Genomic DNA, 23,793 nt, shown 5'->3' on the forward strand with positions numbered 1-23,793 from the left:
AAGCGGCGCCCGAGGGTCAAACGATTGGGGGGTGGCTCACCAGGCCGGCGTGGCGGCGGGGTCAGCCGGGGCGGGGGCCGGAGCGGCCTCCTGCGCGGGAGCCGGAGCCGGGTCCGCCGGAGGCGCGGCCGGGGCGGGCGCGGGCGCCGGAGCCTCGGGAGCCGGGGCGGGCGCCTCAGGAGCAGGAGCCGGAGCCGCGGGGGCGGGCGCCGGAGCCTCTTCCTTCGGAGCGGGGGCCGAAGCCTCCTCCTTCGGAGCGGGCGCCTCCTCCTTCGGGGCCGGGGCCTCTTCCTTCGGAGCCGGGGCCTCTTCCTTCGGCGCGTCCTCCTTGGGAGCCTCCTCCTTGGGAGCCTCCTCGGCCGGCGCGTCGGTGGTCGGGGTCTCGGTGACGGCCGCGGGAGCGTCGTTGGACGGCGCGGTCGTCTCAGGCTGCGTGGTGGGGTCCGTCGGCGCCGGCGCGTCGACGGTCGGCTCCGGGGTCGGCGTCGCGGGCGCGGGCGTCTCGGGAGCCGGATCGATCGGCGGGGTCGTCGGATCGGTCGGCGCGGCAGGGACCGGCGGAGCGGGCGTGCCGTCGTCGACCGGAGCCGTCTCGGGCGAGGTCGGCGCGGGCGGCTCCGGAGTCGGCGTCGGCGCGGGCGGCGCGGCCGGGACCGGCAGACCGTCCGGGTACCCGTCGTGGTTCATGTCGCGCATGCCGTCCGAGGTGCCGTCGCCGAACGAGTCGGCCAGCGTCGGATCGGTGCCGTTGAGCTCTTCCTGCTGGTTGGTCACGCCGTCGCCGTCGGCGTCGTCGTTGCCGTCGATGAAGCCGTCGCCGTTCGTGTCGCGCCACATGTCCGGCGTGTTGCGGATCTTGAACTCGGTCGCGGCCGACAGACCCGAGGACTCGCCCGTGGTCGTCTGCGTCGAAGCGTTGGTCTTGCCCAGCGTCGGGACGACCGCGTTCGGGACGCCGTCGCCGTTGTCGTCGGCGTCGGTCTTCTCGAACGTGGGACCCGAGGCGAACGACTGGTCACCGCTCTTGGGGCCGGACGTGGTCGTCGTCGCGCGCCCCTCGGAGCCCGCGTTGTCACGCGCGGGGCCGGTGGAGGGACCGGACGGAGACGGATTGGCGAGGAAAGTCGAGAGCCCGCCGGGAGCGGCCGCGGCGGCGCCCGTGCCGGGCAGGCCGCCGAGGTTGTCCAGGGCGGAGGCGCCACCGGACGCGGGACGGCCCTTGCGGACCTTGTTCTCGTTGTGCGCCTTCGGCTGCTCGGCCTTGGCCAGCACGACGGGCTGGCTCGTGGCCTGCGTCGTCAGCGCGGCCGGCCAGTCCTTCCAGCCGACGAGCGGCGTGGCGAGCGCGCCGAGACCGAGGGTTCCCGCGACGAGGCCGGCAGCGACCGTGCCGGCGAAACGGAGGTCGCCGAGGGTCGTGGGCCGCGCTGCGCGCGTGTTCATGGAGTTCGTGGTGTCAGTGTCCGACATGTCTGGCATCCCCTTCCATGGGGAGGTGTCGGCAAGTTGTACGCGCTCCATTAGCCCTCTTGGGACAAATTGATCCTGTTGAGTGGTTTTTGGACGAACGTTCGAGCATGTGGAGAAAGGGCTGCATAGCAGCCGTTTTCAATCTTGAGGAAAGAACCGGAATTTGGACCTCTGTATGAGGGCGCCGCAAATCGCCAGCCCTGGCGCGCAGCGGCAGCTGGAGCCAATCAGAAGACCAGGGCTTCGTAAAGGCTGACGTGCAAAACCTGGACCTTCCATCAGGCCGAGGCTCCATTGCCCCGGCACGCAGCGCCGCCTATGCGGTCGTGCGCCGCGTCTTCGAGCAGGAGGCGTGGGCCGACCGCGCGCTGCACGGCGAAGCCAAGCGGTTGCGCCTCGATCCGCGGGACCTCGCGCTCGCGACGCAGCTCAGCTACGGCACCGTCCAGCGCGTGGCCACGCTCGATCACGTGATCGAGCGTCTTACCCGCAGGTCGTCCGCAAAACTCGACCCGCCCGTTCTGGCCGCGTTGCGGCTCGGGGTCTTTCAGCTGACCTTTCTGGATCGCGTCCCCGCGCATGCGGCGGTCGGCGAGTCGGTCGAGTTGGCCAAGCGCGACGCCCCGAGAGGCGCCGGGCTGGTCAACGCCGTGCTCAGGCGCGCGGCGCGCGAGGCGCGACGGATCGTCGCCGCCCTCCCGGAGGCGACCCCGCAGCAGGCGGCGCTCAAGCACTCGCACCCGGAGTGGATCGCCCGGCTGTGGTGGGAGACGTTCGGCGCCGAGACCGCGAAGGCGTTGATGGCCGCCGACAACGAGCCCGCCGAGCCGTCGCTGCGGGCGAACACGCTCAAGACCACCGCCCAAGCGCTCGCCGAGCGCATCCCCGCCCACGTCGTCGACGCGGAGGCGCTGCTCCTGGACGCCCCGTTCGACACGTTCTCGGCGCCGGAGTGGGAGAGCGGCCTGCTGATGCCCCAGTCGCGGGCGGCGATGGCCGTCGCGCGTGCGCTCGCGCCCGCGAGCGGGGAACGCGTGCTCGACCTGTGCGCGGCGCCCGGCGGCAAGACCACGCACCTGGCGGCGCTGATGGGCGACGTGGGGGAGATCGTCGCCGTCGAGAAGCACCCCGGCCGCGCGGACGCGCTGCGCAAGACCGCGGCGCGGATGGGCGCGACGATCGTCGACGTCCGCACGCAGGACGCCACGCAGCGCGTCGAGGGCACGTTCGACCGCGTCCTGGTCGACCCGCCCTGCTCCGACCTCGGAACGCTCGCCTCGCGCCCCGACGCGCGCTGGCGCAAAGCGGGCCGCCCCGAGGCGCTGGCGGCGCTCCAGCGCGAGATCCTCGAGGCGGGTGCGGCGGTTCTGAAGCCCGGCGGTACCCTTGTGTATTCGACCTGCACGATCTCGCCCGTCGAGAACGAGCGCGTCGTGGCAGCCTTCCTGGCCGCTCACGAGGATTTCTCAGCGACTGACCTGGGCGCCGACCTGCCTCTCTGGAAGCATCCGACCATGCCGCAGCACCTGCAGACGTTCCCGCACCGCGACCGCACCGACGGATTCTTCGTCGCAAGGCTCCGGCGCGCATGACCGCCGAGACCCTGGGCGACGTCTGCCCGTCCTGCCATGAGCCGTGGCTCCGGCCGACCAACCTGCCGGGTCGCTACCGCTGTGTGAATTGCCTCCATCGCTTCGAATTGCGTTCGGTCTGCCCGAACTGTGGGGAGCACTCCACGATCGTGCGCATGTCGAGCACCGCCCTGTATATGTGCGGCCACTGTCAATCTTCGATGCTGACTCCGATCTAGACATGCTCAAAGGCGTCGCGCCTTCGATCCTCGCCGCCGACTTCGGCCGCCTCTCCGAGCAGGTCCAGCTCGTGCTCGACGCCGGCGCGCCGGTCATCCACGTCGACGTCATGGACGGTCACTTCGTCCCGCCGATCACGATGGGGCCGCTGGCTGTCACCGCGATCAAGGACGCGGTGCACTCCGCGGGCGCCAAGATCGACGTGCACCTGATGATCGAGCGGCCCGAGCGGCAGATCGACGCGTTCGCCGCCGCGGGCGCGGACTCGATCACGATCCACGCCGAGGCGACCCCGCACCTGCACTACACGCTGCAGGCGATCGAGGCCGCCGGCTGCCTCACCGGGCTGGCGATCAACCCGGGCACGCCCGCCGAGGCGGTGGCCGAGCTCGAGCCCGACATGGTGCTCTGCATGACGGTCAACCCCGGCTGGGGCGGCCAGAAGTTCCTCGAACATTCGCTGAGCAAGCTGGAACGCCTGCGCACCCTGATCGGCCCCGACACCGCCCTCCAGGTCGACGGCGGGATCGACGCCGGAACAGCCGCCAAATGCGCCGCCGCAGGCGCCACCGTGTTCGTCGCCGGTACCGCCGTGTTCGGCGCGCAGGACCCCGCGCAAGCGGTCAAGGCCATCTCAACCGCCGTCACCCGGTAGAAAGCCGCGCAACGCGTTGTACGGCCAGCCGTATGTGAAGGCGTTCGCCCGGTAACGAGAATCGAACCCGTGGACTGCACCGTCCTCATCGTCGACGACCACCCGTCCTTTCGGGCGAGCGCCCGCGTGCTCCTCGAGAGCGAGGGGTTCGACGTCATCGGCGAGGCGGTGGACGGGGCCAGCGCCGTGGAGGAGACCCTCCGCCTCAAGCCCCAACTCGTGCTGCTGGACGTGCAGCTCCCCGACATCGACGGCTTCGACGTCGCGGCCCGTATCACCGGGAACCCGGATTCCCCGGCCGTGATCCTCGTCTCCAGCCGCGATTCCTCGGACTTCGGCCCGCTCGTGAGTCGCTCCGGCGCTCGCGGGTTCGTGCCCAAGGCCGAGCTGTCGGGAGAACGCGTCCAGGAACTGCTTGTTTGAGGCAGGGCAGCCCCTCCGCCCCACCCCGTCTGAGATCAAGGCAGGGCAGCCCCGCCGCCCCACCCCGATCATCCGACCTTGATTCATCGCGCACGCGGGCGCTGGCGCTGCTGGCGGTGGCGGGCCTCGTCCTCGGCCTGCTCGGCGCGGCCGTGATCCTGGCGTCCGACCACGTCGACCACCGCGGGCTGACGGTGGTGATCCTGGTCGGGATCGGCGCGGCGTGGGTCGGCACCGGCCTGTACGCCTGGGCGCGGCGCCCGTCCAACCGGACCGGCGCGCTGATGACCTGGACCGGGTTCGCGTGGCTGCTGAACGCGTTCGTCGCCGCCGACGAGCCCGCGGTCTTCACCGTCGCCGTCCTCGGCGCGAACCTCTACCTGGCGGCGTTCGTGCACCTGCTGGTCGCGTATCCGGAGGGCCGGATCACGCGTCCCGCGCACCGCCGCCTCGTGATCGCCGGCTACGTGCTGTCGATCATCGGCCCGGCGCCGTTCCTGATGTTCGGCTTCGACGCGCACTGCACCGACTGCCCGTCCTCGGTCATCCAGGTCACGGACTCGACCACGCTCGGCACGATCGCCGACGGCATCACGACCGGGATCGCGATCGGCCTCGTCGGCTACCTCGTCTACATCCTCACGGCGCGCTGGCGCGCAGCGGGCGAGGCGCGCCGCCGGTCGCTGTCGCCGCTGCTGTGGTCCGGCGTGGTGCTGATGATCCTGTTCGTCGGCTCGATCGGCGCGCAGTCGGTCGCCGGCCAGCAGGGCGACGTCAGCGCCGTGCTGATGCTGCTCGGCCAGATCGTCTTCGCCAGCGTGCCGTTCACGTTCCTGGCCGGCCTGCTGCGCGACCGCGTCGCCCGCGCGGACGCGCTCGGCGCGCTGCTGGTCCGGCTCGGCGAGGCGCCGGGGATCGACGGCCTGCGCGGCCTGCTCGCCGAGGCGCTCGGCGACCCGAGCCTGAAGGTCCTGTACTGGGTCGAGGGCTGCTGGGTCAAGCGCGACGGCCAGGCGGCGGAGATCCCGCCCGGACGCGCGTGGACGCCGGTCGAGCTCGAAGGCCAGCGCGTGGGCGCGATCGTGCACGACCGCAGCCTGCGCTCGGAGCCCGAGGTGCTCGAGACGGTGGCCGCGGCCGCCGGGCTCGCGCTGCGCTCGGAGCGCCTCGAGGCCGCGCTGCGCCGCTCGCGCGCCCGGATCGTCGAGGCGGGCCTGCAGGAGCGCCGCCGCCTCGAGCGCAACCTGCACGACGGCGCCCAGCAGCGGCTCGTCGCGCTCAGCCTGAGCCTGCGGATCGCGCAGAACCAGATCGCGAAGTCGCCCGAGAAGGCGGCCGCGATGATCGGCGCCGCGGGGGAGGAGCTGACGCTGGCGCTCGAAGAGCTGCGCGAGCTCGCCCGCGGCATCCACCCCGCCGTGCTCTCCGATCGCGGCCTCGGCCCAGCCGTCGAGGCGCTCGCGGTCCGCTCGCCGTTGCCGGTCCAGGTCGTCGAGGTCCCCGGCGAACGGTTGCCCGAGCCGGTCGAGGCCGCGGCCTACTTCGTGATCGCCGAGGCGCTCACCAACGTCGCCAAGTACGCCAACGCGACCGCCGCCACAGTGGCGGTCCGCCGCCTCAACGGTCATGCTGAGGTCGAAGTACGAGACGATGGTGTGGGCGGAGCGGATCCCGGTCGCGGATCGGGTCTGCGAGGCCTCGCCGATCGTGTCGGCGCGTTGGACGGTTCCCTGGCACTCGACTCTCCACCCGGGTCGGGCACTACTCTCCGAGCGGAGATCCCCGTATGAGCACCGCAGATACACAATTGAAAGTCGTCGTCGCCGAGGATTCCGTGCTCCTGCGCGAGGGCCTTGTCCGCCTGCTGGAGGACTCCGGCTTCGAGGTCGCGGGCCAGGCCGGCGACGCCGAGGACCTGCTGCGCAAGGTCGGCGCCCACAAGCCCGACGTCGCCGTGATCGACGTCCGCATGCCCCCGTCGCACACCGACGAGGGTCTGCGCGCCGCCCGCAAGATCCGCGCCGACCATCCCGGCACCGGCGTGCTGGTGCTGTCGCAGTACGTCGAGGAGGCGTACGCGCTCGACCTGCTGTCGGAGTCGACCGAGTCCACGGGCTACCTGCTCAAGGACCGCGTCGCCGACGTGGACACGTTCACCGACGCCGTGCGCCGCGTCGCCGGTGGCGGCTCCGCGCTGGACCCCGAGGTCGTCGCCCTGCTGCTCGGCCGTCGACGCCGTGAGGACCCGCTGGAGGGCCTCACAGCGCGCGAGCGCGAGGTGCTCGGGCTGATGGCCGAGGGTCGCTCCAACGCCGCCATCGCCGAGGCGCTGGTCGTGACCGAGCGCGCCGTGGAGAAGCACGTCACGTCGATCTTCTCCAAGCTCGATCTGGCGCCCACGGTCGAGGACCATCGCCGCGTGCTCGCCGTTCTGGCGTACCTGCGCTCTGGCTAACCCGAAGCGGCTTAACGAGCCAGCCGCACACGTCGCGGCCGTTTCAGCGACGATGCTTCGCCTATGAACATCGTTTCGACGGCCGACCTGCGCCGTACTTACGGCGAAGGCGAGACCGCGGTGCACGCGCTCGCCGGTGTGACGCTGGACTTTCCCAAGGGGCAGTTCACGGCGATCATGGGCCCGTCGGGCTCCGGGAAGTCGACCCTGATGCATCTGCTCGCGGGTCTCGACAAGCCGACGTCGGGCTCCGTGGTGATCGACGGTCAAGAACTGGCCGGGCTCGACGACAAAGGGCTGACGAAGCTGCGGCGCGATCGCCTCGGCTTCGTCTTCCAGGCGTTCAACCTCGTCCCGGTGCTGACCGCCGCGGAGAACATCACGCTTCCGCTGACGCTCGCGGGACGTGAGCCGGACCAGGCGTGGCTGGACCAGCTGATCGACACCGTCGGCCTGCGCGACCGCCTCTCGCACCGCCCGGCGGAGCTCTCCGGCGGTCAGCAGCAGCGCGTCGCGGTGGCGCGCGCGCTCGTCCACCGGCCCGCCGTGCTGTTCGCCGACGAGCCGACCGGCAACCTGGACTCGCACTCCTCCGAGGAGGTCCTCGGGCTGCTCCGCCAGGCCGTCGACGAGTTCGACCAGACGGTGATCATGGTCACCCACGAGGCCACGGCCGCCGCGGTCGCCGACCGGCTGGTGGTGCTGAGCGACGGCGTGGTCGTCCACGACGGCGCCGGCAAGGACGCCGACGGCGTGCTCGACCTGATGAAGGCCGTGGCCTAGTGACGAAGCTCGCGATCAAGGGCCTGCTGACGCGCAAGCTGCGGTCGGTCCTGACGGGGTTCGCGGTCGTCATCGGCGTCGCCTTCGTGGTCGGCACGCTGGTGTTCACCGACACGATCGACGCCTCGTTCAAGAACCTCTTCGAGCGCACGCAGAAGGGCGTCGACGTGTCCGTCGAGGCCCACCAGGCCGTCAAGGCCGACTTCTCGCAGCCGCCGACGATGCCCGCCGACACGCTGGAGAAGGTCAAGGCCGTCCAGGGCGTCGAGAAGGCCGAGGGCGGCGTCTCCTCCGACGGCACGCTCGTCGACCGCAACGGCAAGGCGATCACCTCCAACGGGCCGCCGACGCTGATCGTCTCGGTCTCCACCGAGAAGACCTTCGAGGTGCTCGAGTACGTCGAGGGCGGCGCTCCCACGACCGCCGACGAGGTCGCGATCGACCGCGGCACGGCCAAGAAGTACGACTGGAAGCCGGGCGACAAGATCACGGTCACCTCCGACGCCCCGGCGAAGCAGTACACGATCTCCGGGGTCGCGACCGTGGGCGGCAAGGACAACCTCGCCGGCGCGCGGCTCGTGGCGATGACGCTGCCCGAGGCGCAGCGCATGACCGGCCACGACGGCTACGACTCGATCTCGATCTCGACGGGCTCCAACGACCCTGCGACGGTCAAGAAGGCCGTCGCCTCGGCGCTCGGCAAGGACTTCAACGTCCGCACCGGCAAGGAGGCGGCCGAGCAGCAGGCGCAGGACCTCAGCGACGCGCTCGGGTTCATCCGCACCGCGCTGCTGGTGTTCGCGGCGGTCGCGCTGCTCGTGGGCGGCTTCCTGATCTTCAACACGTTCACGGTGACCGTGGCGCAGCGGACCAAGGAGTTCGCGCTGCTGCGGGTGCTCGGGGCGTCGCGGGCCCAGGTGCTGCGCTCGGTGCTGATCGAGACGTTCGCGGTCGGCGTGGTCGCGTCCATCCTCGGCGTGTTGGTGGGGATCGCGCTGGCGCCCGCCCTGGCGGCGATGCTCAAGGCGTTCGGCATCGACCTCGGGACCACGGGCCTCGTGATCTCGCCCACCACCGTGATCATCGGCCTGATCGTCGGCATCGTCGCGACGATGGTCTCGGGCTTCGTGCCCGCCCGCCGCGCGACGCGGGTGGAGCCGGTGACCGCGATGCGCGACGCCGTCACCCCCGGCGTCGGCCATCTGCGCCGCCGCCGGCTGATCGGCTCGATCGCGCTGATGGGCCTCGGCCTGCTGGCGCTGTTCGTCGGGCTCTTCGGCGGCATCGACGCGACCTCGGCGGCGGCTTCGCTGCTCGGCCTCGGCGCGCTGCTGATGATGTTCGGCGTGGCGTTCCTGGCGCCGTTGCTCGTCCGTCCCCTCGCGCGGGTGCTCGGCGCGCCGCTCGCGGGCAACATGCCGGGCAAGCTCGCCCGCGAGAACGCGATCCGCCAGCCGCAGCGCACCGCCGTGACCGCGGCCGCGCTGATGGTCGGCCTCGCGCTCGTCGTGCTCGTGACCGTGTTCGCCGCCGGCATCCGCGGGTCGGTGACCAAGGTGATCGACGAGCAGGTCAGCGCCGCGCTGATCGTCCAGAACCAGGACGGCTTCTCACCGATCCCGAAGCAGGCGGCCGAGACGCTCGCCAAAGTCGACGGCGTGAGCGAGGTGTCCTCGGTGCGCTTCTCGACCGGGATCTTCGACGGCTCCAACCAGGCCGTCACCGGCGTCGACCCCGCCACGGTGGGCTCGGTGCTCAAGCTCAAGTGGGATCAGGGCGACGCGAGCAAGCTCAGCGGCCTGACCGACTCGCAGGTCCTGCTCGACTGGAACTGGGCCAAGTCCCACAACGTCGACGTCGGTGGCAAGGTGCAGTTCACCACCCCGGCCGGCAAGACGCCGTCGTACGAGGTCGCGGGCACGTTCAAGAGCCAGGCCGGCCTGACCGCGCCGATCATCCTCAGCTCCGGCACCCTCGAGTCCCAGTGGGACTCGAAGAACCTGGCGTTCGCGATGGCTGCGGCCGACAAGGGCGTCGACCCCGACACGCTCGCCAAGAACGCCGACGCCGCGTTGCGCGCGTTCCCGCAGACCGACGCCCTGACGATCGATCAGTTCAAGGACAAGCAGGCCCAGGCGGTCAACCAGCTGCTCGGGCTCGTCTTCGCGCTGCTCGCCCTGTCGGTGATCGTCGCCCTCCTGGGCATCGTCAACACGCTCGCGCTCTCCGTGCACGAGCGCACCCGCGAGCTCGGCATGCTCCGCGCCGTCGGCATGTCCCGCTGGCAGGTCCGCCGCATGGTCACGATCGAGTCCGTGATCACCGCGGGCATCGGCGCGATCCTCGGCACCGTCCTCGGGATCGTGTTCTCGCTGATCGTGTCCCGCCCACTCGCCGACGAGGGCTTCGTGTTCGTGCTCCCGATCGGGTCGCTGATCACGTTCTTCGTCCTCGCCGCGATCGCGGGCGTCGTCGCCTCGATCCCACCCGCCCGCCGCGCCTCGAAGGTCGACGTGCTGCGCGCGGTCACCACCGAATAGCCGTGTCGCCCGCCCGGCGCCGTCAGCGGCGCCGGGCGGTGCAGGCCGGGTCGTGGCAGGGATACGGCCCGCGCGGGCCGGGATGGAAGTGCCCAGGCTCGCCGCCTGAGACGTCGAGTCGCCGCGCCATCGCGGCGAGGATGCGAGTGATCATGAGTGCCTTTCGGTGGGGAGGATCGGCCGCGCAAGCGCTTGCGCCGATGTCCTCGACGCTACCCGCCCGGCCCGGCACCGCGGGTCGCGGCGGAGATCCCAACCCCCCGTGCGGCGGGGTGGAGCGGACGCATGTCACACCTGTTGGGCGGGAATCGGGTGAGCCATGGCCACAGGGTTGACGACCGCCCTCTACGGCGGCCTCGCCGCGCCGTCACGTGCGCCCGGGACGTCGCTGGTCGGACGCGTTCCGCGACTCGGTCGCGGTCGTGGAAGTCGCGGCCGACGACCCCGCGGCCGCGACGCTGGGCTACGGCAACGTGATCGCCCGGGGTGCGTAACGACAGCGTCCGCTGCTGCGGACCTTCTCGCCACGCACCCCCTGGGAGCAGCCGGGCGCGGGCCAGCGTCAAGCCGAGCCCGACGCAGCGGGCGGGCAGCGCGGGCCGTTCGGGTGGTGGACGCTGACCGTGCTGGTGCCGGTGGCGCACGACCGCTCCCGCGACCGCGAGTAGGCTCAGGCCGCGCATGCCGACGATTGAAGCGACCTGCGGGCGGCGCCGCGCCACATGAGCGTGTTCACGGAGGCCGAGCTGGCCTACATGGTCGGCGGGCGCCAGCTCGGGCGGATCGCGACCGTCGGGCGCGACGGGACGCCGCACGTCGTGCCGGTCGCCTGGATCTACAACGCCGCGCGGGACACGATCGACGTCGGCGGCTACGAGCTCGAGCTGACCAAGAAGTTCCGCGACGTGCGGCGCAGCGGGCGGGTGGCGTTCGTGATCGACGACGTCGGCGGCGATGACGAGTGGCGTCCCCGCGGGATCGAGGTGCGCGGCCGTGGCGAGGCGATCGCCCTCCCGACGCCGCTGATCCGCGTCCACCCGGAGCGGATCGTCAGCTGGGGCCTCGTGCGCGGCACCAGCGCGCGTGACGTCGGCTAGCCTCGGAGGCTTGAAACGGCGTCTGCCCTTCATCCTCGCGGGACTCGTCGTGCTGCTGTCGTTCGGCCTCAACGCGCGGGTCGCGGCGGACCCGCGTAACGATTACCAGTCGGCGGACGAGCGTTCCTACGGCAAGCTCGCGGTCGATATCGCCGACAATCACGCCTACGGCAGCCCGGGGACGCAGATGCGGGAGCCGCTGCACTGGCCGCCCGGTGCGCCGGTGCTGTTCGCGGTGGGGTACAAGCTGTTCGGCACCGAGCAGGACGCCAAGACGTACGACATCCGGTCCGCGTACTGGGAGCAGGCGCTGATCACGACCGGGACGACCGCGCTCGCGATCGTGCTGGCCTGGCTGCTCGCCGGGCCGTGGGCGGGCGTGGTCGGCGGCGCGATCGTCGGCACCTACCCGCCGCTGATCGGCGCGACCGGCGACCAGTTGTCGGAGCCGCTCGGGGCGTTCCTGCTGCTCGCGGCCTTCACCGCGCTCGCGTTGGCGCTCAAACGCGGCCGAAGACGCTGGTACGTCGCCGCCGGGGCGCTGTTCGGGTTGACGATCCTCACCCGCACCGACCTGTTGCCGGTCCCGTTCCTGATCGCCGGCGTCGGTGGACTGATCGCGCTGATCCGCACGCGTGACCTCCGGTCGCTGATCGCGCCGGCGCTGCTCGTCGCCGCCACGGCGGTCGTCCTCGCGCCGTGGACCATCTACGCGTCCTCCGAGGAAGGCCGCTTCATCCCGGTCACGAAGGGCAGCGCGGCGGCGCTGTTCGTCGGCACCTACCTGCCCGGCGGCGGGACGACGATCGGCATGAAGGAGCACCTGGAGAAGCAGTTGCGGGCCAAGCACCCGGAGTACGACGGGATCAAGACGTACAAGATCCCGGCGGCCGACGCGCTCGAGCTGTTCGCCGCCAAGCACCCGGACCTCCCGCGCGACGTCGCGCTCAACAAGGAGGCCAAGAAGAACCTGGTCCACTACTCGACGACGCAGCCGGTGGCGTTCGCCAAGATGCAGTGGGCGAAGGCCAAGCGGATGTGGTTCTTCTACTACCGCGGCGGCGGCGTGCACTACATCTCGACCGCGATGCGGATCTGGCAGGTGGTGCTCGTCCTCGGTGCCGGCCTCGGCCTGCTGGCGGGGCTGATCCGCCGCCGCGACCCGCTGCTCGGCGCCGCGCTGATCACCATCGCGTTCAGCACCGTGATCCACACGATCGTGGTCTCCCAGGCCCGCTACAACGTCCCGCTGATGCCGCTGCTCATCGCCACCGGGGTCGCCGGCTGGTTCATGGCCCTGCGCCGCCCGCAGCCGTCACCCGCGACCGAGCGCACCACGGTCGAGCTGCGCCCGGTCGAACCGGCCCGCGCCTGACGCGGGCACGATGTTCTGATTGACCCGGAAGACGTTCTCCGGGTCATAGCGGCGCTTGAGCTGCGCGAGCCGCGCGTACTTGGCGTCGCCGTAGGCCGCCCGGACGCGGTCGGCGCCCTCCTCGCCGAGGAAGTTCACATAGACCCCGCCGGCGGAGCTCGGTTGCAGCGCGGTCCAGACGTCGCGTGCCCATGTCACGTTGCGCTCCGCCTCGGCCGGCCGTTCCCAGCGCGCGTTGACGTTGAGCATGAAGGGGGAGGAGCGGTGCGCGAACGCCGCGGCGTCCTCCTGCGGTCGCGCGAACGCCCCGCCGAGATGCCACACCTTGATGTCAGAGAGCGCCGTCGGGACCGCGAGCGTCGATGCCTCGAGCGCGGCGACGTCATCGACCCGGGCGAGGTACTCGGACTTCCAGTAGTTGTGCAGCCCCGGCAGCCACGCCGCATCCGAGAACGACTGCCACGCGACATAGCGCTTGCGGCCCAGCGCACTCGCCAGCGGCGGGCCGAGCGTCTGCAACCCGGCGAGGGCGCGGCGTCCGGCGGCGATGTCACCCGCCCAGCAGAAGTGCAACAGCGCCGATGGCACGCCACGCACCGCCGCCGGCACCCACTCGGCGCTGGACAGCCGCCGCAGCATCAGCAGCATCGTCAGCTCGGGGTGATCGGCCGCCGCCAGCGTATGGAACATGTCGAGCACCGCCGGCAGCCGGGAGAGCTGGAACGCGATCGGCCCCGCGAGCACGTGCGGGCCGACCGGGTGCAGCCGCAGGTCGAACCGCGTGACGACGCCGAAGTTCCCGCCACCGCCGCGCAGCCCCCAGAGCAGGTCTCCATCCGCCTCGACGACCGCGCCGTCGGCGGTGACGACCTCCGCGCCGACGAGGCTGTCGCACGCCGGACCGTACGGGCGCGTGAGCCAGCCGATCCCGCCGCCGAGCGTGAAGCCCGCGACGCCGGTGGTGGAGACGATGCCGCCGGGCGCGGCGAGCCCGTGCGCCTGCGTGGCCGAGTCGACATCGCCCCAGGTCGAGCCCGGCTGGACGTGCGCGACCCGCGCGTCCACGTCCACCGCCGCGCCACGCAGCCCGGAGAGGTCGAGCACGATCCCACCGTCGCAGACCGCGAGCCCCGCGATGTTGTGTCCGCCGCCGCGGACGGACACGCGGACGCCGGAGTCGCGCGCGAACGCGAGCCCGGCGACGACGTCGTCGGTGCCGGTGCACCGCACGATCGCGGCCGGACGCCGGTCGATCGTCGCGTTCCAGACGGCGCGGGCGGCGTCGTACCCGCCGTCGGCGGGAGCGATCACGTCCCCGCCGATGGCGCCCCGCAAGGCGGCGATGTCGATCGCGGCCATCGCACGACCATACGCCTGATCGCCCGAGCCTGCCAATCTGTTGCACATGCAACTGGGAAAGATCGGGATCTGGCAGAGCCGGAACAAGGGTGCGGCGGACGTGATCGTCCCCGCCGTCGAGGACCTCGGCTACGGGGCGCTGTGGCTCGGCGGCAGTCCGTCGGTCGAGCAGGCACGCGTCTACGTCCAAGCGGGACGGACGCTGCCGGTCATCACGAGCATCCTCAACGTCTGGCAGCACGATCCGGCCGACGTCGCACGCGACCACGCCCAGCTCGTCGCCGATCATCCGGACCGATTCATCCTCGGCATCGGCATCGGTCATCCGGAGGCGACCAGCGACTACACGCGGCCCCTGAAGACCATGCGCGAGTTCTTCGACGGTCTCGATCAGAGCGAGACCCCGGTCCCGAAGGATGAGCGGCTGGCCGCCGCGCTCGGGCCGAAGATGCTCGACCTGTCCGCGGAGCGCTCGCTCGGCACCAACCCGTACTTCGTCGACGTCGAGCACACCCGCTTCGCCCGCGAGCGCCTCGGCGCCGGCGCCCTCGTCGCCCCCGAGGTCGCGGTCGTGGTCGAAGACGACCCGGAGACCGCCCGCAAGCACGCGCGCGAGTACGCGAAGCTCTACCTCGGGCTGAGCAACTACACGGCCAACCTCTTGAAGTTCGGCTACACGCAGGCCGACATCGACAACGGCGGGTCGGACCGGCTGATCGACGCCGTCATCCCGCACGGCTCGCCCGAGGCGATCGCGGACGCGATCCGCGCCCACCTCGAGGCGGGCGCGGACCACGTCTGCCTCCAGCCGCTCGGACATGGGCCCGAGCCGCTGGAGGACTTCGCGAAGCTGGCGAAGGCGCTGCTCTAGCGCACGCCCAATCCGGTCAGCGCCTGCTTGACCAGCTTCGTGCGGTCGGCGGGCGCGGCCACCTGCTCGATCCCGAAGCCCAGCAGGAGCGTGTCCTCGGTCGACGTGCCGGCGAAGAAGTTCACCAGCTGGCCGCCGATCTGCCACACGCCGCCGTTCGGCGGGCTGCCCGCGGGCGCGGCGGCGGGCGTCCACGTGCTCGTGGCGCCCTCGAACCCGTCCGCCGTCGTGGTGGAGCCGAGCACGACCTTCGTGTCATCGACGAACGCGCCGACGCCACCGCCGCCCGGATCGGTCACATACGAGATCGAGACCTCGACCGACTTGCCCTGGTAGGCGGAGAGGTCGAACGCCACCGGGATCCACCCGTCGCTGGAGCCCGTGAACGAGTTCCAGGTCCCGGTCGTGCCGGGCGCGGTGCACGTCGGGCCTCCCAGGTAGTGCCCCAGGAACGGGTGCAGCTGCAGCAGGAAGCCGCCTGCGGCACACTCGGCCGGCGGGCTCGTCTGGGTCTTGCCGGTCTTCTCGGGCAGCGTCTTCCAGTCGTCCTGGCCGACGGTGTGCGCCTCGACGATCACGTTGTCGTAGGACGGCTCCGTGTTGTAGGAGAGCTTGAACTGCAGCTCCGCGGTGCCGGGCCCGGCGGGCACGGCGATCGTCTTGGAGAGCCGGAAGTAGGACGAGTCCTGGTGGACCGCGCCCGCGTACCGCGTGCCCTCGATCGGCGAGAACGGGCTGCCGGTGAAGTCGTACTCCGCCGCGCCCACGCTCTTGAACTGCGGGAACTGATCCGGCGGGAGCACCTCGCTGGTGGGCTGGAACACGCCCGTCTCGTCGAGGTCGTTCGTCGCCGTGCCCGCCAGCGCGGCGGTGTAGCCGGTGATCGGCTTGGCGACGCCCTTGACCGAGTTCGGCCCGCCGAGGCTCACGCGCGTGAAGCCGCCGAGCCAGTACTGGCGGAAGTCGTCGGCGAGCAGCAGGCACTCGTCGAACAGCCCCTGGATCGTCGTCACGACGCACTCCTGGTCCGGCGCGCCGTTGAGGCCGTAGTAGAGGCCGCCGACGACGTCGGAGATGCCCGGGAAGCCCGAGAACTGGGCGGTCTCGCCCGCGTTGATCAGCTTGCCGCCCTCGTTGAGGAAGTCGCGGACCGCGATCGTCAGGTACTGCTCGCGCTCGGCCACCGAGACGTCCGGCAGAGGGCCGAACGGCGTGTCGGTGAAGAAGTCCTCCGGGTCCTGGGTGATGCGGTTGTCGCCCATGTACCAGACGACCGCCTTGTAGTGGCTGAGCACGCCGAGGTCGTGCGGGACGCCCTGGGTGTCCGTGTCCCACAGGTCGGCGCTGTAGCCGGCGGCGCGGACCGCGTTCAGGTGCAGCTGGGCGTACTGGAGCCCGCCGCCGGGCGGGTTCGGGAACGTCGGGTTGACGCCCTTGCGGTCCTCGTCGGCGATCACGAGCACCTTGGCGCCCATGCCCTTGACGGTGTAGGTGAACGCCGCGGAGTCGACGTCGTCGCGGCCCACGTCACCCGAGAACCAGACCTTCACCTTGTCGCCGACCTTGGTCCCCTTGACCTCGCCGCGGAACTCGGCGTAGTAGTGGTCGTTCTCGTCGCCGCCGTACTTCTCGCCGCCCTTCCACTCCTGGACCGAGGCGGTCTTGGTCTTGCCGCCGTTGATCTTGTAGTTGAGCTGCAGGTGCTTGATCGCGCGCTTGGCGGTCACGGCGACGGTCTGCGGGTCGCCGTAGGAGACGTCGAAGGAGTCGACCTCGAAGTTCGGCGCCTTGCGGCCGACGACCGAGACCGGGTCGTCCGGGTCCTTGGCCGACTCGGCGACGGCGAGCGCGAACGGGACGTTCTTCTCGAACTCGGCCTGGATGAGCGCCTCGTCGTCGGGGAACTCGAAGTCCGAGCCGCAGTCCTCGGCCACCCACTCGTCGTCGGGGACGGAGTTCGCGGCGTCGGCGCAGGTCGACATCTCGGGCGTGAAGCCGAACGAGCCGTACTTCTCGGTGAAGAAGGAGTCGACCTCGCCGTTGGTCGTGTAGAGCTCGGCCGAGATGTCCGGGTCATAGCCCGGGACGGCCGGGTGCTCGTCGTCGCCTGACATCGCGATGCCGAGCAGGTCGTCGGGCGTCGGGGTGTTCACCTGCCAGCCGACGCCATACAGGATCAGCTCGGCGGCGGAGTGGTAGTTGATGAACTCGGTGAAGCCGCCGACGCGCTTGAACAGGTTGTCCATCGCCTTGGACTCGGGCTCGGAGTTCGGGCCGGGCCCGCGGAAGGTCTCCGACGCGGGGTCGTCCGAGGAGCCTTCGTTGTCGTAGCCCCACTTGTAGGCGTAGTTGCGGTTCGGGTCCACGCCGTCGCCGGGCGTGATGACACCGTCGCCGTTGTTGTCGCGCAGGTTCTTGCGCCAGAGCCGCTGGCCCGGCGTGAACGTGAAGTCGTAGCCGTCGGGGTTGGAGACCGGCACGAACCACAGCTCGGTGGTGTTGATGAGGTTCGTGACCTTGGCGTTGCGCAGGTAGCCGTCGACGTAGTAGTGCATCAGCCGCCGGTTCATCTCCGGGGTGATCCACTCGCGCGCGTGCTGCGCGCTCATGTACAGCGTCGAGGGCTTGGCGCCGTCCTTGAGCAGCTGGGCGCCGAGCGACACCTTCAGCGCGATGATGTCGACGCCGTTGGTGGTCTTGCCGATCGTCACCAGCTTGGTGATCAGCGGATGGCGGCGGGCGACCTGCTCGTACTCCGCCTTCAGGCCGCCCGGGCCGGAGTACTGGCGGAACACGTTCGTGCCCGCGGCGAGCCGGGCGGTCGCGCGCTGGGTGACGGTCTGGCCGTCGATCGTCTTCGGCGTCAGCGGCACGCCCTCGCCGGCGAGCTGCTCAGCCTGTGCCCCGCTCAGGATCGTCTCGACGTGGATGGCGCCCTTGGCCCCCGCCTTGGCCGCCGACAGGTCGATCTCGGAGCGGTCGACCCCGAGCGCCACCAGCTTCCCGAGGGCGTCGCGCGGTACGTCACCGACGTACACGTCCAGTTGCGGCGCGGGCGCGGCCATCGCCGCGGAAGCCGACACAAGCACCGTCGCGAGCGCTGAGACGCTCGCGACGATCGTCGCGTTGCGTAACAAAGTCCCTCCCTCTCTCACAGGCTGAAAGCGGGAGTAGTGTCCCGATGAGCTGACGGTGTGTCAACGCAGAAGTGCCAGCAGGGCCTCACGGTTAGGCCCGAATGAGGGCGGGACCGCGCCCTCCGCCGCCGCGAACACGCGCTCCGCGAACCCGGGTCGCGTGAAGACGTCACGAGGAAGTGCCAAGCAGGAGGAGATCTCCACCGCGGCTCGGAAGACGTCGCCGTCGCGGCTCATCGCCGCGGGCAGCGCGCGGCCGACGCGCGCGCCGATGTGGTCGGACAACACCGGAGCCGTTCCCTGGCGCAGCGCCATGATCTCCGCCATCCGCGCGCGGTCGACGAGGACGGTGTTGTCGTACCACGGCCGCAACTCGGCCTCGGTGGCGGCGCCGAACGCCGCGATCGGGTCGTCCTCGCGCAGCGCGTGCCGCAACAGCGCGGCGTGCTTGAGCCCGAGCGACATCCCGCGGCCCATCGACGGGTTCGTGCACGCCCACGCGTCGCCGAGGCTGACCAGGCCGAGCGGCGGCGGTCCGCCGTTGGACGAGCGCAGCCGATCGATCACGCCGCCCATCGGCAGCACAGGCGTGATCGGCTCGCCGTCGAGCCAGTGGGCATGGCTCGGGCAGGCGCTGACGAGCGCCGTCCATTTCGCGGGGTCGCGCAGTGCCTTCAGCGGCCGGTCGCCGGCGGAGCCGTACAGCGTGACCGACCACGTGCCGTTGTCGGCGGGCAGCGTCAGGATCGAGAACGTGCCGACCGGCGCGTTGATCGGCCCGCGCACGTCCGGGATCTCGCCGCGGAAGAAGCGCGTGTAGTAGAGGAAGCCGGTGTCCTCCGCGACCTCGTGGACGGGATCTCCGCCCGCCGCGGCGAGCAGCTTCGGCAGGGGCGATCCGCGGCCCATCGCGTCGACGATCAACTCGCCCACGAGCCGGTCACCCGTGTCGGTGCGGACCGCGGTCACTTCGACGCGCCCGTCGATCCGGCGGGTTTCGAGCGCGGTCACCGCGACGCCGCGGCGCAGCTCGACGCCCGGCTCTTCCTCGGCGGCCCGCGCCACCGCCCACTCGATCGTGCTGCGCCGCCCCGTCCACGTGGCGAGGCGCTCGTCGCCTGGGCGCCGCTGGTCCTCGCCGAGCACCTGCGCAACCGGGTCGAAGCGGTACGCGCCGGCCGCCTTCAAGCCCTCCAGGACGTCCGGCAGCTCGGCCTCGAGCACGGCGCGCCCGAGCGGCTGCAGGTAGTGCGCCTGGCGGAACTGGACGACGCCGTCGCGGCGCCAGCGCTCCCAGGCGGCCTCGGGGTCTTCGGGGATCGGCGCGGGGTCGCGTTCGAGGACGGTCACGCGCTGCCCGTCGCGGGCGAGCATCATCGCGGCGGTCAGGCCGCAGAGCCCGCCGCCGAGCACGATCGTGTGGGTCATCTCGCCGCACACGACGCCCACTCTCTCCGATCTATTCCCGGAAGTCCACCTTGTAGGGCACGCGGCTCGGCGTCACGAACAGGAACGCGCGGTCGGGACCGAGCGTGAAGGTCTTGCCGAGCTGCGGCAGGGCCACCGAGCGCGCGCGGGCCGGGGCCACACCGAACAGGACCGGACGGCCGGCGACGATCGCGGAGTCGATATTCGCCCGGCCCCGCACGTTGCAGGCGCCGATCCGGTCGGCCGCGAACGGCCGGAACCGGCCGTCGACGAGGTCGCCGAGCTCGCTCCCGTTCAGGACGCCGGGCACCGCGCAGACGCGGTCTTCGCCGGTCTCGTAGAGCGCGACGCCGTACGGCAGCGGGGAACCGTCCACGCGCAGTTTGACCACGATCTGGCGCCGCTCCCCCTGCCCGGGCGCGTAGCGCGGCGGCTGACCGCGGATGTCCGGCGCCGCCGGGCCGCTGTCGAACAGATTCGTCGCCTCCGCCGCCGCGCCGCCCCCGACCACCACGAGCGCCAGCGCGGCCGCGAGCCGCGTCCGCCGCCGGCGCCGCCGCGCCCGCGCGATGTCGCGCGCCGCCGCCTCGCGCAGGCCCTCGCGGAGCTGATCGAGCGCGCTCATGCGGCGTCGTCCAACTGGAGTGACAAGGCTCTCAACCCGCGCGACACGCGCGCCCGCGCGGTCTGCTCGCTCACGCCCAGGCGACCGGCCACGTCGGGGTAGCCGCATTCGCAGACCACGCGCAGCTCGACCGCGCGTCGCTGGTCCTCGGGGAGCGTGCGCATCGCCGCATGGAGCTGTTTGGCGAGGCCGGCGACGCCCGCGAGCTCCTCGATCCGCTCGATCTCCGGGTCCGTCAGCCCCGGGAGCGGGACGCCGAGGCGCGCCAACGCGCCACGTTCGACCCGGCCGTGGCGCCAGTAGCGCGCGAGCTCGGTGCGGGCGATCGCGAACAGCCAGCCCTGCTCCTCCTCGGCGGTGTCGCCGCGGAACTTCCGGCGCTGCTCCAGGGCGGTCGCGAACGTCTCCGAGAGCAGGTCGAACGCCGTGTCGACGTCCAGGACCCGGCGGGTGAGGTAGATCAGGACGCGTTCCGAGTAGGCGTCGTAGAACGCCGCGAACGCTTCCGGATCGTCGCGCGCCTGCGCCAGGAGACAGGTCGGACGGCGGGCGAAGAACTGGCGCAGCACGGCCGCGAGAGCGTAGCTGTCACAAGATCGCGCCCTCGCGGCTCATAGGGGGTGCGCCACGCCGGGCATGGTCAAAGGTTCTGGCCGGGCGGGAGCGATCCCGCCCGCCGCGGCGGTCACTGTCTTCAGGTGGTGGCCGTCGCGGGTGGCGCGCTCGGCCGGCGGTACACGACGGCCAAGAGCACGCACAACAACGACGCGGCGCCGAGGTAGCCCACCTCGGCCCGCGTCAGTGCGTCGCCGACGACGTCGAGCAGCATCCAGCCGACGAACAGGACCGCGCACAGCAGCCAGGCGGACGCCGCGAGGCCGGCGTGGTCGCGGGCCAGCGCCGCCTGGTTGAGCGTGCCCGCCGCGAGATGCGCGCCCATCCCGATCGCGACCGCCGCCAGCCCGAGGCGCCCGAACGTCTTGTCGTCTGAGAACAGGATGTCCATGGCCCACGGGCCGAGGACCAGCAGGCCGAGCGCGACGGCGCCGGCGAAGGCCGCGATCGCGAGGATCGTGATCCGGATCGCCTTGTCGAACTCGGAGCGGCCCTGGGTCGCCTCGAGGCCCGCGAGGTGGGGGAGGAGCGACCCCTGGACGGCCTGGAAGAGCTGAAGCGGAGCGCGCGCGATCAGCAGCGCGTTGAAGACGAAGCCGGCGACCGCGGCGTCCGTGGTGTTGACGTCGGCGATCAGGACGCCGGCGTTCAGCAGCGTCTGCTCGGCGATCATGATGCAGAGCACGGCGACGGCGAAGCGCCCGCCGCGCGCGAGGCCGAGCGCCTCCTCGTCGGTCTCCTTGGCCGTCGACTCCTTCGGCCGCCGCGAGAACGCCCACGGGACGACCACCAGCGAGACGAACGGCGCCGCCGCCATGCCCATGGCCACGGCGGTCTGCCCGGAAGCGAGCCCGATCAGCACCGCGAGCGCGAACAGCAGGCGCGTCGACGCCTCCATGAACACGAGCCCGCCGTAGAGCCCGAACCACTGGTGCCCGGCGAGCCAGCCGCGGGCGAAGTAGCTCGCCGCGTACGCCAGCACGGCCACCACGAGCACCCAGTACAGCGCCGTCGCGCCGTCGAACAGGTCGTTCTCGATCGGCTCCTTGAAGATCAGCGCGACGACGAGGAACACGAGCGCGAAGCCCGCCTGGATCAGCAGCGGCGTGCGCATCGGGTGGCCGGTGTGCAGGCCGCGGGCGCGGCGCCCGGCGATCGTGCGCGAGAGCAGTTGCTCGATCGGCCGGTAGATCACCGACACGATCACGAACAGCACCGACCACAGCAGCGAGATCGCCGAGTAGGCGACCGGGTCGTCGAGCGCGTGCGACGCGACCGAGAAGTACGCGAACGTGACGACGCCGGTCGACGCGATCCCGATCGAGAGGATCTTCGCGCCGGCGCCGTAGCCCGAGCGCGCCGCCCCGGGCTCCGCGCTCGCCGCGGTCACCGCTGGTTAAGGTCGGATGATCGGGGTGGGGCGGAGGGGATGTCTACACCTTCACCAAAAGCATCGTCCACGGGAACGGGGAGCGAGTTTCCTCGACCGTCCCGTACTTGGACAACAGCTCCACGAACGCCTTGCGCGACCAGTGGTTCAGGTGGCCGGGCGTGTTCCCGAGGTCCTTGATGTAGGCGCCGCGGGCCATGTTCAGCCCGCGCCACAGCGGCTCGCGCGGCACGCTGACCAACAGGTGGCCGCCGCGCGCGACGCGCGCCATCTCCGCCACCGTGTGCTCGGCGTCGGGCACGTGCTCGAGGACCTCGATCGCGCTGGCGAGCTCGAACTCGCCGTCGCCGAACGGAAGGTTCTCGGCCTTCATGATCTTGTACTCGAGGTTCGGCGCCTGGCGCTTTTCCCACTCGGCCTGGATCGCGGGGTCCTCGAGGTCCACGCCGACGATCCGGCCGTCGCGCAGACGCTCCGCCCACTTGTGCGTGAGCACGCCCTCGCCGCAGCCGACGTCGAGGACGCTGCGCGGAGAAGCCTTCGCCCACAACTCGTCGAGCGTGCGCTCGAAGCCTGCCATCAGCTTCTTGACGACCGGGTTCGAGGACCCGTACTTGTCGTAGGTGTTGCCGGTGACGGTGCCTTCGGCGTCGGTGGTGATCGTGGGACTCACAGCTTCAGTGCCTCGCGCTCTTCGGTCTTACCGGCGTTCGCTCCGGTCGTCGGCGGCTGGTCGGACGGCCCGGCGCCGGGCTCGTAGTGCGACGGCGGGATCTCGCTGTGCAGCTCGAGACGGCGCACACGCTCGAAGATCCGCTGGAGCATGATCCGCTGGCCGCTCAGCAGGTCGCCGATGATGCCCAGCGCGCCGAGCACCACGGCGGCGTTGAACAGCACCGCGCCGAGGATGAGCGACTGCACGTGGCCGGCGCCCTCGCCCTGGATGTAGCTCACCAGGAAGCGCGTCCACACCGCGACCGCGAGCACGCCGATGATCGCCGCCAGCGTCATGAAGACCTTCAGCGGCTCGTACATCGAGTAGATCCGGAAGATCGAGACGCCGTTGCGGCGGACGTACGACCACATCGACGGGAACAGCCGCGACTCGCGCGTCTTGGCGTTCGTCCGGATCGGGACGTGGTCGATCGCGACGGTCATCTTGCCCGCCTGGATGATCGTCTCGAGCGTGTAGGTGAACTTCGAGACGACCTGCAGCTGGAGCGCGGCCTCGCGGTTGTACGCGCGGAAGCCCGACGTCGTGTCCGGCACCGTCGTCTCCGACGCCTGGCGCACGACCCACGAGCCGAGCCGCTGCAGCGACTTCTTCAGCGGCGAGAAGTGCTCGATCGTCATCACCTGGCGGTCGCCGACGACCATGTCGGCCGTCCCGGCGATGATCGGCTCGACGAGCTTGAGGATGTCCGGGCCGTAGTACTGGTTGTCGGCGTCGGTGTTGACGATCACGTCCGCACCGAGCTTCAGGGCCGCGTCCAGACCTGCCTGGAAGCCGTTCGCGAGGCCCTTGTTGTTGGTCAGCCGGACGATGTGGTTGACCCCGTGGGCGATCGCGACCTCGACGGTACTGTCGGTCGAGCCGTCGTCGATGACGAGCCACTCGACCTCGTCGAAACCGGGGACCTCACGGGGCAGGTCGGCCAGCGTCGCGGGGAGCGTCTGCTCCTCGTTGAGACATGGGATCTGGATGATCAGCTTCATGCGGACGACGAAAGACGGTACCGCGCGCGTCAGACTGGTTGAC

22 protein-coding genes are annotated in these 23,793 nt (G+C 71.2%); 12 read left to right on the plus strand and 10 right to left on the minus strand.

Annotation, left to right across the window (positions count from 1 at the left end):
• Positions 1-36 precede the first annotated feature (36 nt).
• The gene (locus G569_RS0141065; protein WP_028067710.1) at positions 37-1,443 is read right to left on the minus strand and encodes a hypothetical protein; all 1,407 of its coding nucleotides are present in this window, start codon (positions 1,441-1,443) and stop codon (positions 37-39) included.
• Positions 1,444-1,727: 284 nt separating this feature from the next.
• Here G569_RS0141065 and rsmB point away from each other — a divergent pair, with 284 nt between their 5' ends.
• The 8 genes from rsmB (at position 1,728) to G569_RS0141100 (ending at position 10,137) form a co-directional block, all read left to right on the plus strand.
• The gene (gene rsmB, locus G569_RS0141070) at positions 1,728-3,062 is read left to right on the plus strand and encodes a 16S rRNA (cytosine(967)-C(5))-methyltransferase RsmB (protein ID WP_306765396.1); all 1,335 of its coding nucleotides are present in this window, start codon (positions 1,728-1,730) and stop codon (positions 3,060-3,062) included.
• Complete coding sequence (locus G569_RS62055) at positions 3,059-3,280, plus strand: YfgJ family double zinc ribbon protein (RefSeq protein ID WP_084286286.1); 222 nt, start codon at positions 3,059-3,061, stop codon at positions 3,278-3,280. The genes rsmB and G569_RS62055 overlap by 4 nt, the downstream gene beginning before the upstream one ends.
• Positions 3,281-3,282: 2 nt before the next feature.
• Entirely contained in the window at positions 3,283-3,936 is a 654-nt protein-coding gene (gene rpe, locus G569_RS0141075; protein WP_028067712.1) for a ribulose-phosphate 3-epimerase, read from the plus strand.
• A 69-nt stretch (positions 3,937-4,005) separates the two neighbouring features.
• Positions 4,006-4,359 carry a response regulator gene (locus G569_RS0141080; protein ID WP_037502979.1) on the plus strand — a complete coding sequence of 118 codons (354 nt, stop codon included), beginning with the start codon at positions 4,006-4,008 and terminating at the stop codon, positions 4,357-4,359.
• 116 nt (positions 4,360-4,475) lie between these two features.
• Positions 4,476-6,149 (plus strand): sensor histidine kinase, encoded by a 1,674-nt coding sequence (locus G569_RS0141085; RefSeq protein ID WP_037502980.1) that lies wholly within the window; start codon positions 4,476-4,478, stop codon positions 6,147-6,149.
• A 17-nt stretch (positions 6,150-6,166) separates the two neighbouring features.
• Positions 6,167-6,814, plus strand: coding sequence for a response regulator transcription factor (locus G569_RS0141090; protein WP_028067715.1), 648 nt, complete (start codon positions 6,167-6,169; stop codon positions 6,812-6,814).
• A gap of 63 nt (positions 6,815-6,877) precedes the next feature.
• Positions 6,878-7,597, plus strand: a complete 720-nt coding sequence (locus tag G569_RS0141095) for an ABC transporter ATP-binding protein (RefSeq protein ID WP_028067716.1) — start codon at positions 6,878-6,880, stop codon at positions 7,595-7,597.
• A complete protein-coding gene (locus G569_RS0141100; RefSeq protein ID WP_028067717.1) occupies positions 7,597-10,137 on the plus strand; it encodes an ABC transporter permease in 2,541 nt (846 codons plus the stop codon). Before G569_RS0141095 ends, G569_RS0141100 begins: the two co-directional genes overlap by 1 nt.
• Before the next feature lie 22 nt (positions 10,138-10,159).
• Here G569_RS0141100 and G569_RS66225 read toward each other — a convergent pair whose 3' ends face one another.
• The gene (locus G569_RS66225; protein ID WP_306765397.1) at positions 10,160-10,291 is read right to left on the minus strand and encodes a hypothetical protein; all 132 of its coding nucleotides are present in this window, start codon (positions 10,289-10,291) and stop codon (positions 10,160-10,162) included.
• A 217-nt stretch (positions 10,292-10,508) separates the two neighbouring features.
• On the opposite strand from G569_RS66225, the gene G569_RS66230 reads away from it, so the two are divergent.
• The 3 genes from G569_RS66230 to G569_RS0141115 all read left to right on the plus strand — a co-directional run bounded on the left by G569_RS66230 (position 10,509) and on the right by G569_RS0141115 (position 12,609).
• Positions 10,509-10,631: a hypothetical protein gene (locus G569_RS66230; RefSeq protein ID WP_306765398.1), complete on the plus strand. Its 123-nt coding sequence runs from the start codon at positions 10,509-10,511 to the stop codon at positions 10,629-10,631.
• Between the two features lie 228 nt (positions 10,632-10,859).
• On the plus strand, positions 10,860-11,234 hold the full coding sequence (locus G569_RS0141110; protein WP_028067718.1) for a PPOX class F420-dependent oxidoreductase: 375 nt from the start codon (positions 10,860-10,862) through the stop codon (positions 11,232-11,234).
• Between the two features lie 10 nt (positions 11,235-11,244).
• Positions 11,245-12,609: an ArnT family glycosyltransferase gene (locus G569_RS0141115; RefSeq protein WP_028067719.1), complete on the plus strand. Its 1,365-nt coding sequence runs from the start codon at positions 11,245-11,247 to the stop codon at positions 12,607-12,609.
• Here G569_RS0141115 and G569_RS55985 read toward each other — a convergent pair.
• Positions 12,550-13,968, minus strand: coding sequence for an FAD-binding oxidoreductase (locus tag G569_RS55985; RefSeq protein ID WP_053227765.1), 1,419 nt, complete (start codon positions 13,966-13,968; stop codon positions 12,550-12,552). The two genes, G569_RS0141115 and G569_RS55985, sit on opposite strands and share 60 nt — an antisense overlap.
• 46 nt (positions 13,969-14,014) lie before the next feature.
• Between G569_RS55985 and G569_RS0141125 the strand changes: the two genes are divergently transcribed.
• Positions 14,015-14,839, plus strand: coding sequence for a TIGR03620 family F420-dependent LLM class oxidoreductase (locus G569_RS0141125; RefSeq protein ID WP_037502984.1), 825 nt, complete (start codon positions 14,015-14,017; stop codon positions 14,837-14,839).
• On the opposite strand, the gene G569_RS0141130 is transcribed toward G569_RS0141125, so the two are convergent.
• The 7 genes from G569_RS0141130 to G569_RS0141160 all read right to left on the minus strand — a co-directional run bounded on the left by G569_RS0141130 (position 14,836) and on the right by G569_RS0141160 (position 23,750).
• A complete protein-coding gene (locus G569_RS0141130) occupies positions 14,836-17,976 on the minus strand; it encodes a M14 family metallopeptidase (protein WP_028067721.1) in 3,141 nt (1,046 codons plus the stop codon). The two genes, G569_RS0141125 and G569_RS0141130, sit on opposite strands and share 4 nt — an antisense overlap.
• A 60-nt stretch (positions 17,977-18,036) precedes the next feature.
• Positions 18,037-19,404 (minus strand): FAD-dependent oxidoreductase, encoded by a 1,368-nt coding sequence (locus G569_RS0141135; protein ID WP_028067722.1) that lies wholly within the window; start codon positions 19,402-19,404, stop codon positions 18,037-18,039.
• 31 nt (positions 19,405-19,435) lie between these two features.
• Positions 19,436-20,029, minus strand: a complete 594-nt coding sequence (locus tag G569_RS0141140; RefSeq protein WP_028067723.1) for a hypothetical protein — start codon at positions 20,027-20,029, stop codon at positions 19,436-19,438.
• Positions 20,026-20,598, minus strand: a complete 573-nt coding sequence (locus G569_RS0141145) for an RNA polymerase sigma factor (protein ID WP_028067724.1) — start codon at positions 20,596-20,598, stop codon at positions 20,026-20,028. Before G569_RS0141145 ends, G569_RS0141140 begins: the two co-directional genes overlap by 4 nt.
• Positions 20,599-20,723: 125 nt before the next feature.
• Positions 20,724-22,034: a lipopolysaccharide biosynthesis protein gene (locus G569_RS0141150; protein WP_028067725.1), complete on the minus strand. Its 1,311-nt coding sequence runs from the start codon at positions 22,032-22,034 to the stop codon at positions 20,724-20,726.
• 43 nt (positions 22,035-22,077) lie between these two features.
• Positions 22,078-22,707: a class I SAM-dependent methyltransferase gene (locus G569_RS0141155; protein WP_028067726.1), complete on the minus strand. Its 630-nt coding sequence runs from the start codon at positions 22,705-22,707 to the stop codon at positions 22,078-22,080.
• Positions 22,704-23,750, minus strand: coding sequence for a glycosyltransferase family 2 protein (locus tag G569_RS0141160; protein ID WP_028067727.1), 1,047 nt, complete (start codon positions 23,748-23,750; stop codon positions 22,704-22,706). Before G569_RS0141160 ends, G569_RS0141155 begins: the two co-directional genes overlap by 4 nt.
• Positions 23,751-23,793 lie beyond the last annotated feature (43 nt).

The organism is Solirubrobacter soli DSM 22325, from assembly GCF_000423665.1.
Taxonomy (GTDB): domain Bacteria; phylum Actinomycetota; class Thermoleophilia; order Solirubrobacterales; family Solirubrobacteraceae; genus Solirubrobacter; species Solirubrobacter soli.

Coding starts and splice junctions, on each gene's coding strand:
- G569_RS0141095 (WP_028067716.1), top strand. CDS start 6,878: ATGAACATCGTTTCGACGGCCGACCTGCGCCGTACTTACGGCGAAGGC.
- G569_RS0141065 (WP_028067710.1), bottom strand. CDS start 1,443: ATGAACACGCGCGCAGCGCGGCCCACGACCCTCGGCGACCTCCGTTTC.
- G569_RS0141135 (WP_028067722.1), bottom strand. CDS start 19,404: ATGACCCACACGATCGTGCTCGGCGGCGGGCTCTGCGGCCTGACCGCC.
- rpe (WP_028067712.1), top strand. CDS start 3,283: ATGCTCAAAGGCGTCGCGCCTTCGATCCTCGCCGCCGACTTCGGCCGC.
- G569_RS0141125 (WP_037502984.1), top strand. CDS start 14,015: ATGCAACTGGGAAAGATCGGGATCTGGCAGAGCCGGAACAAGGGTGCG.
- G569_RS55985 (WP_053227765.1), bottom strand. CDS start 13,968: ATGGCCGCGATCGACATCGCCGCCTTGCGGGGCGCCATCGGCGGGGAC.
- G569_RS0141110 (WP_028067718.1), top strand. CDS start 10,860: ATGAGCGTGTTCACGGAGGCCGAGCTGGCCTACATGGTCGGCGGGCGC.
- G569_RS62055 (WP_084286286.1), top strand. CDS start 3,059: ATGACCGCCGAGACCCTGGGCGACGTCTGCCCGTCCTGCCATGAGCCG.
- G569_RS66225 (WP_306765397.1), bottom strand. CDS start 10,291: ATGATCACTCGCATCCTCGCCGCGATGGCGCGGCGACTCGACGTCTCA.
- G569_RS0141160 (WP_028067727.1), bottom strand. CDS start 23,750: ATGAAGCTGATCATCCAGATCCCATGTCTCAACGAGGAGCAGACGCTC.
- G569_RS0141140 (WP_028067723.1), bottom strand. CDS start 20,029: ATGAGCGCGCTCGATCAGCTCCGCGAGGGCCTGCGCGAGGCGGCGGCG.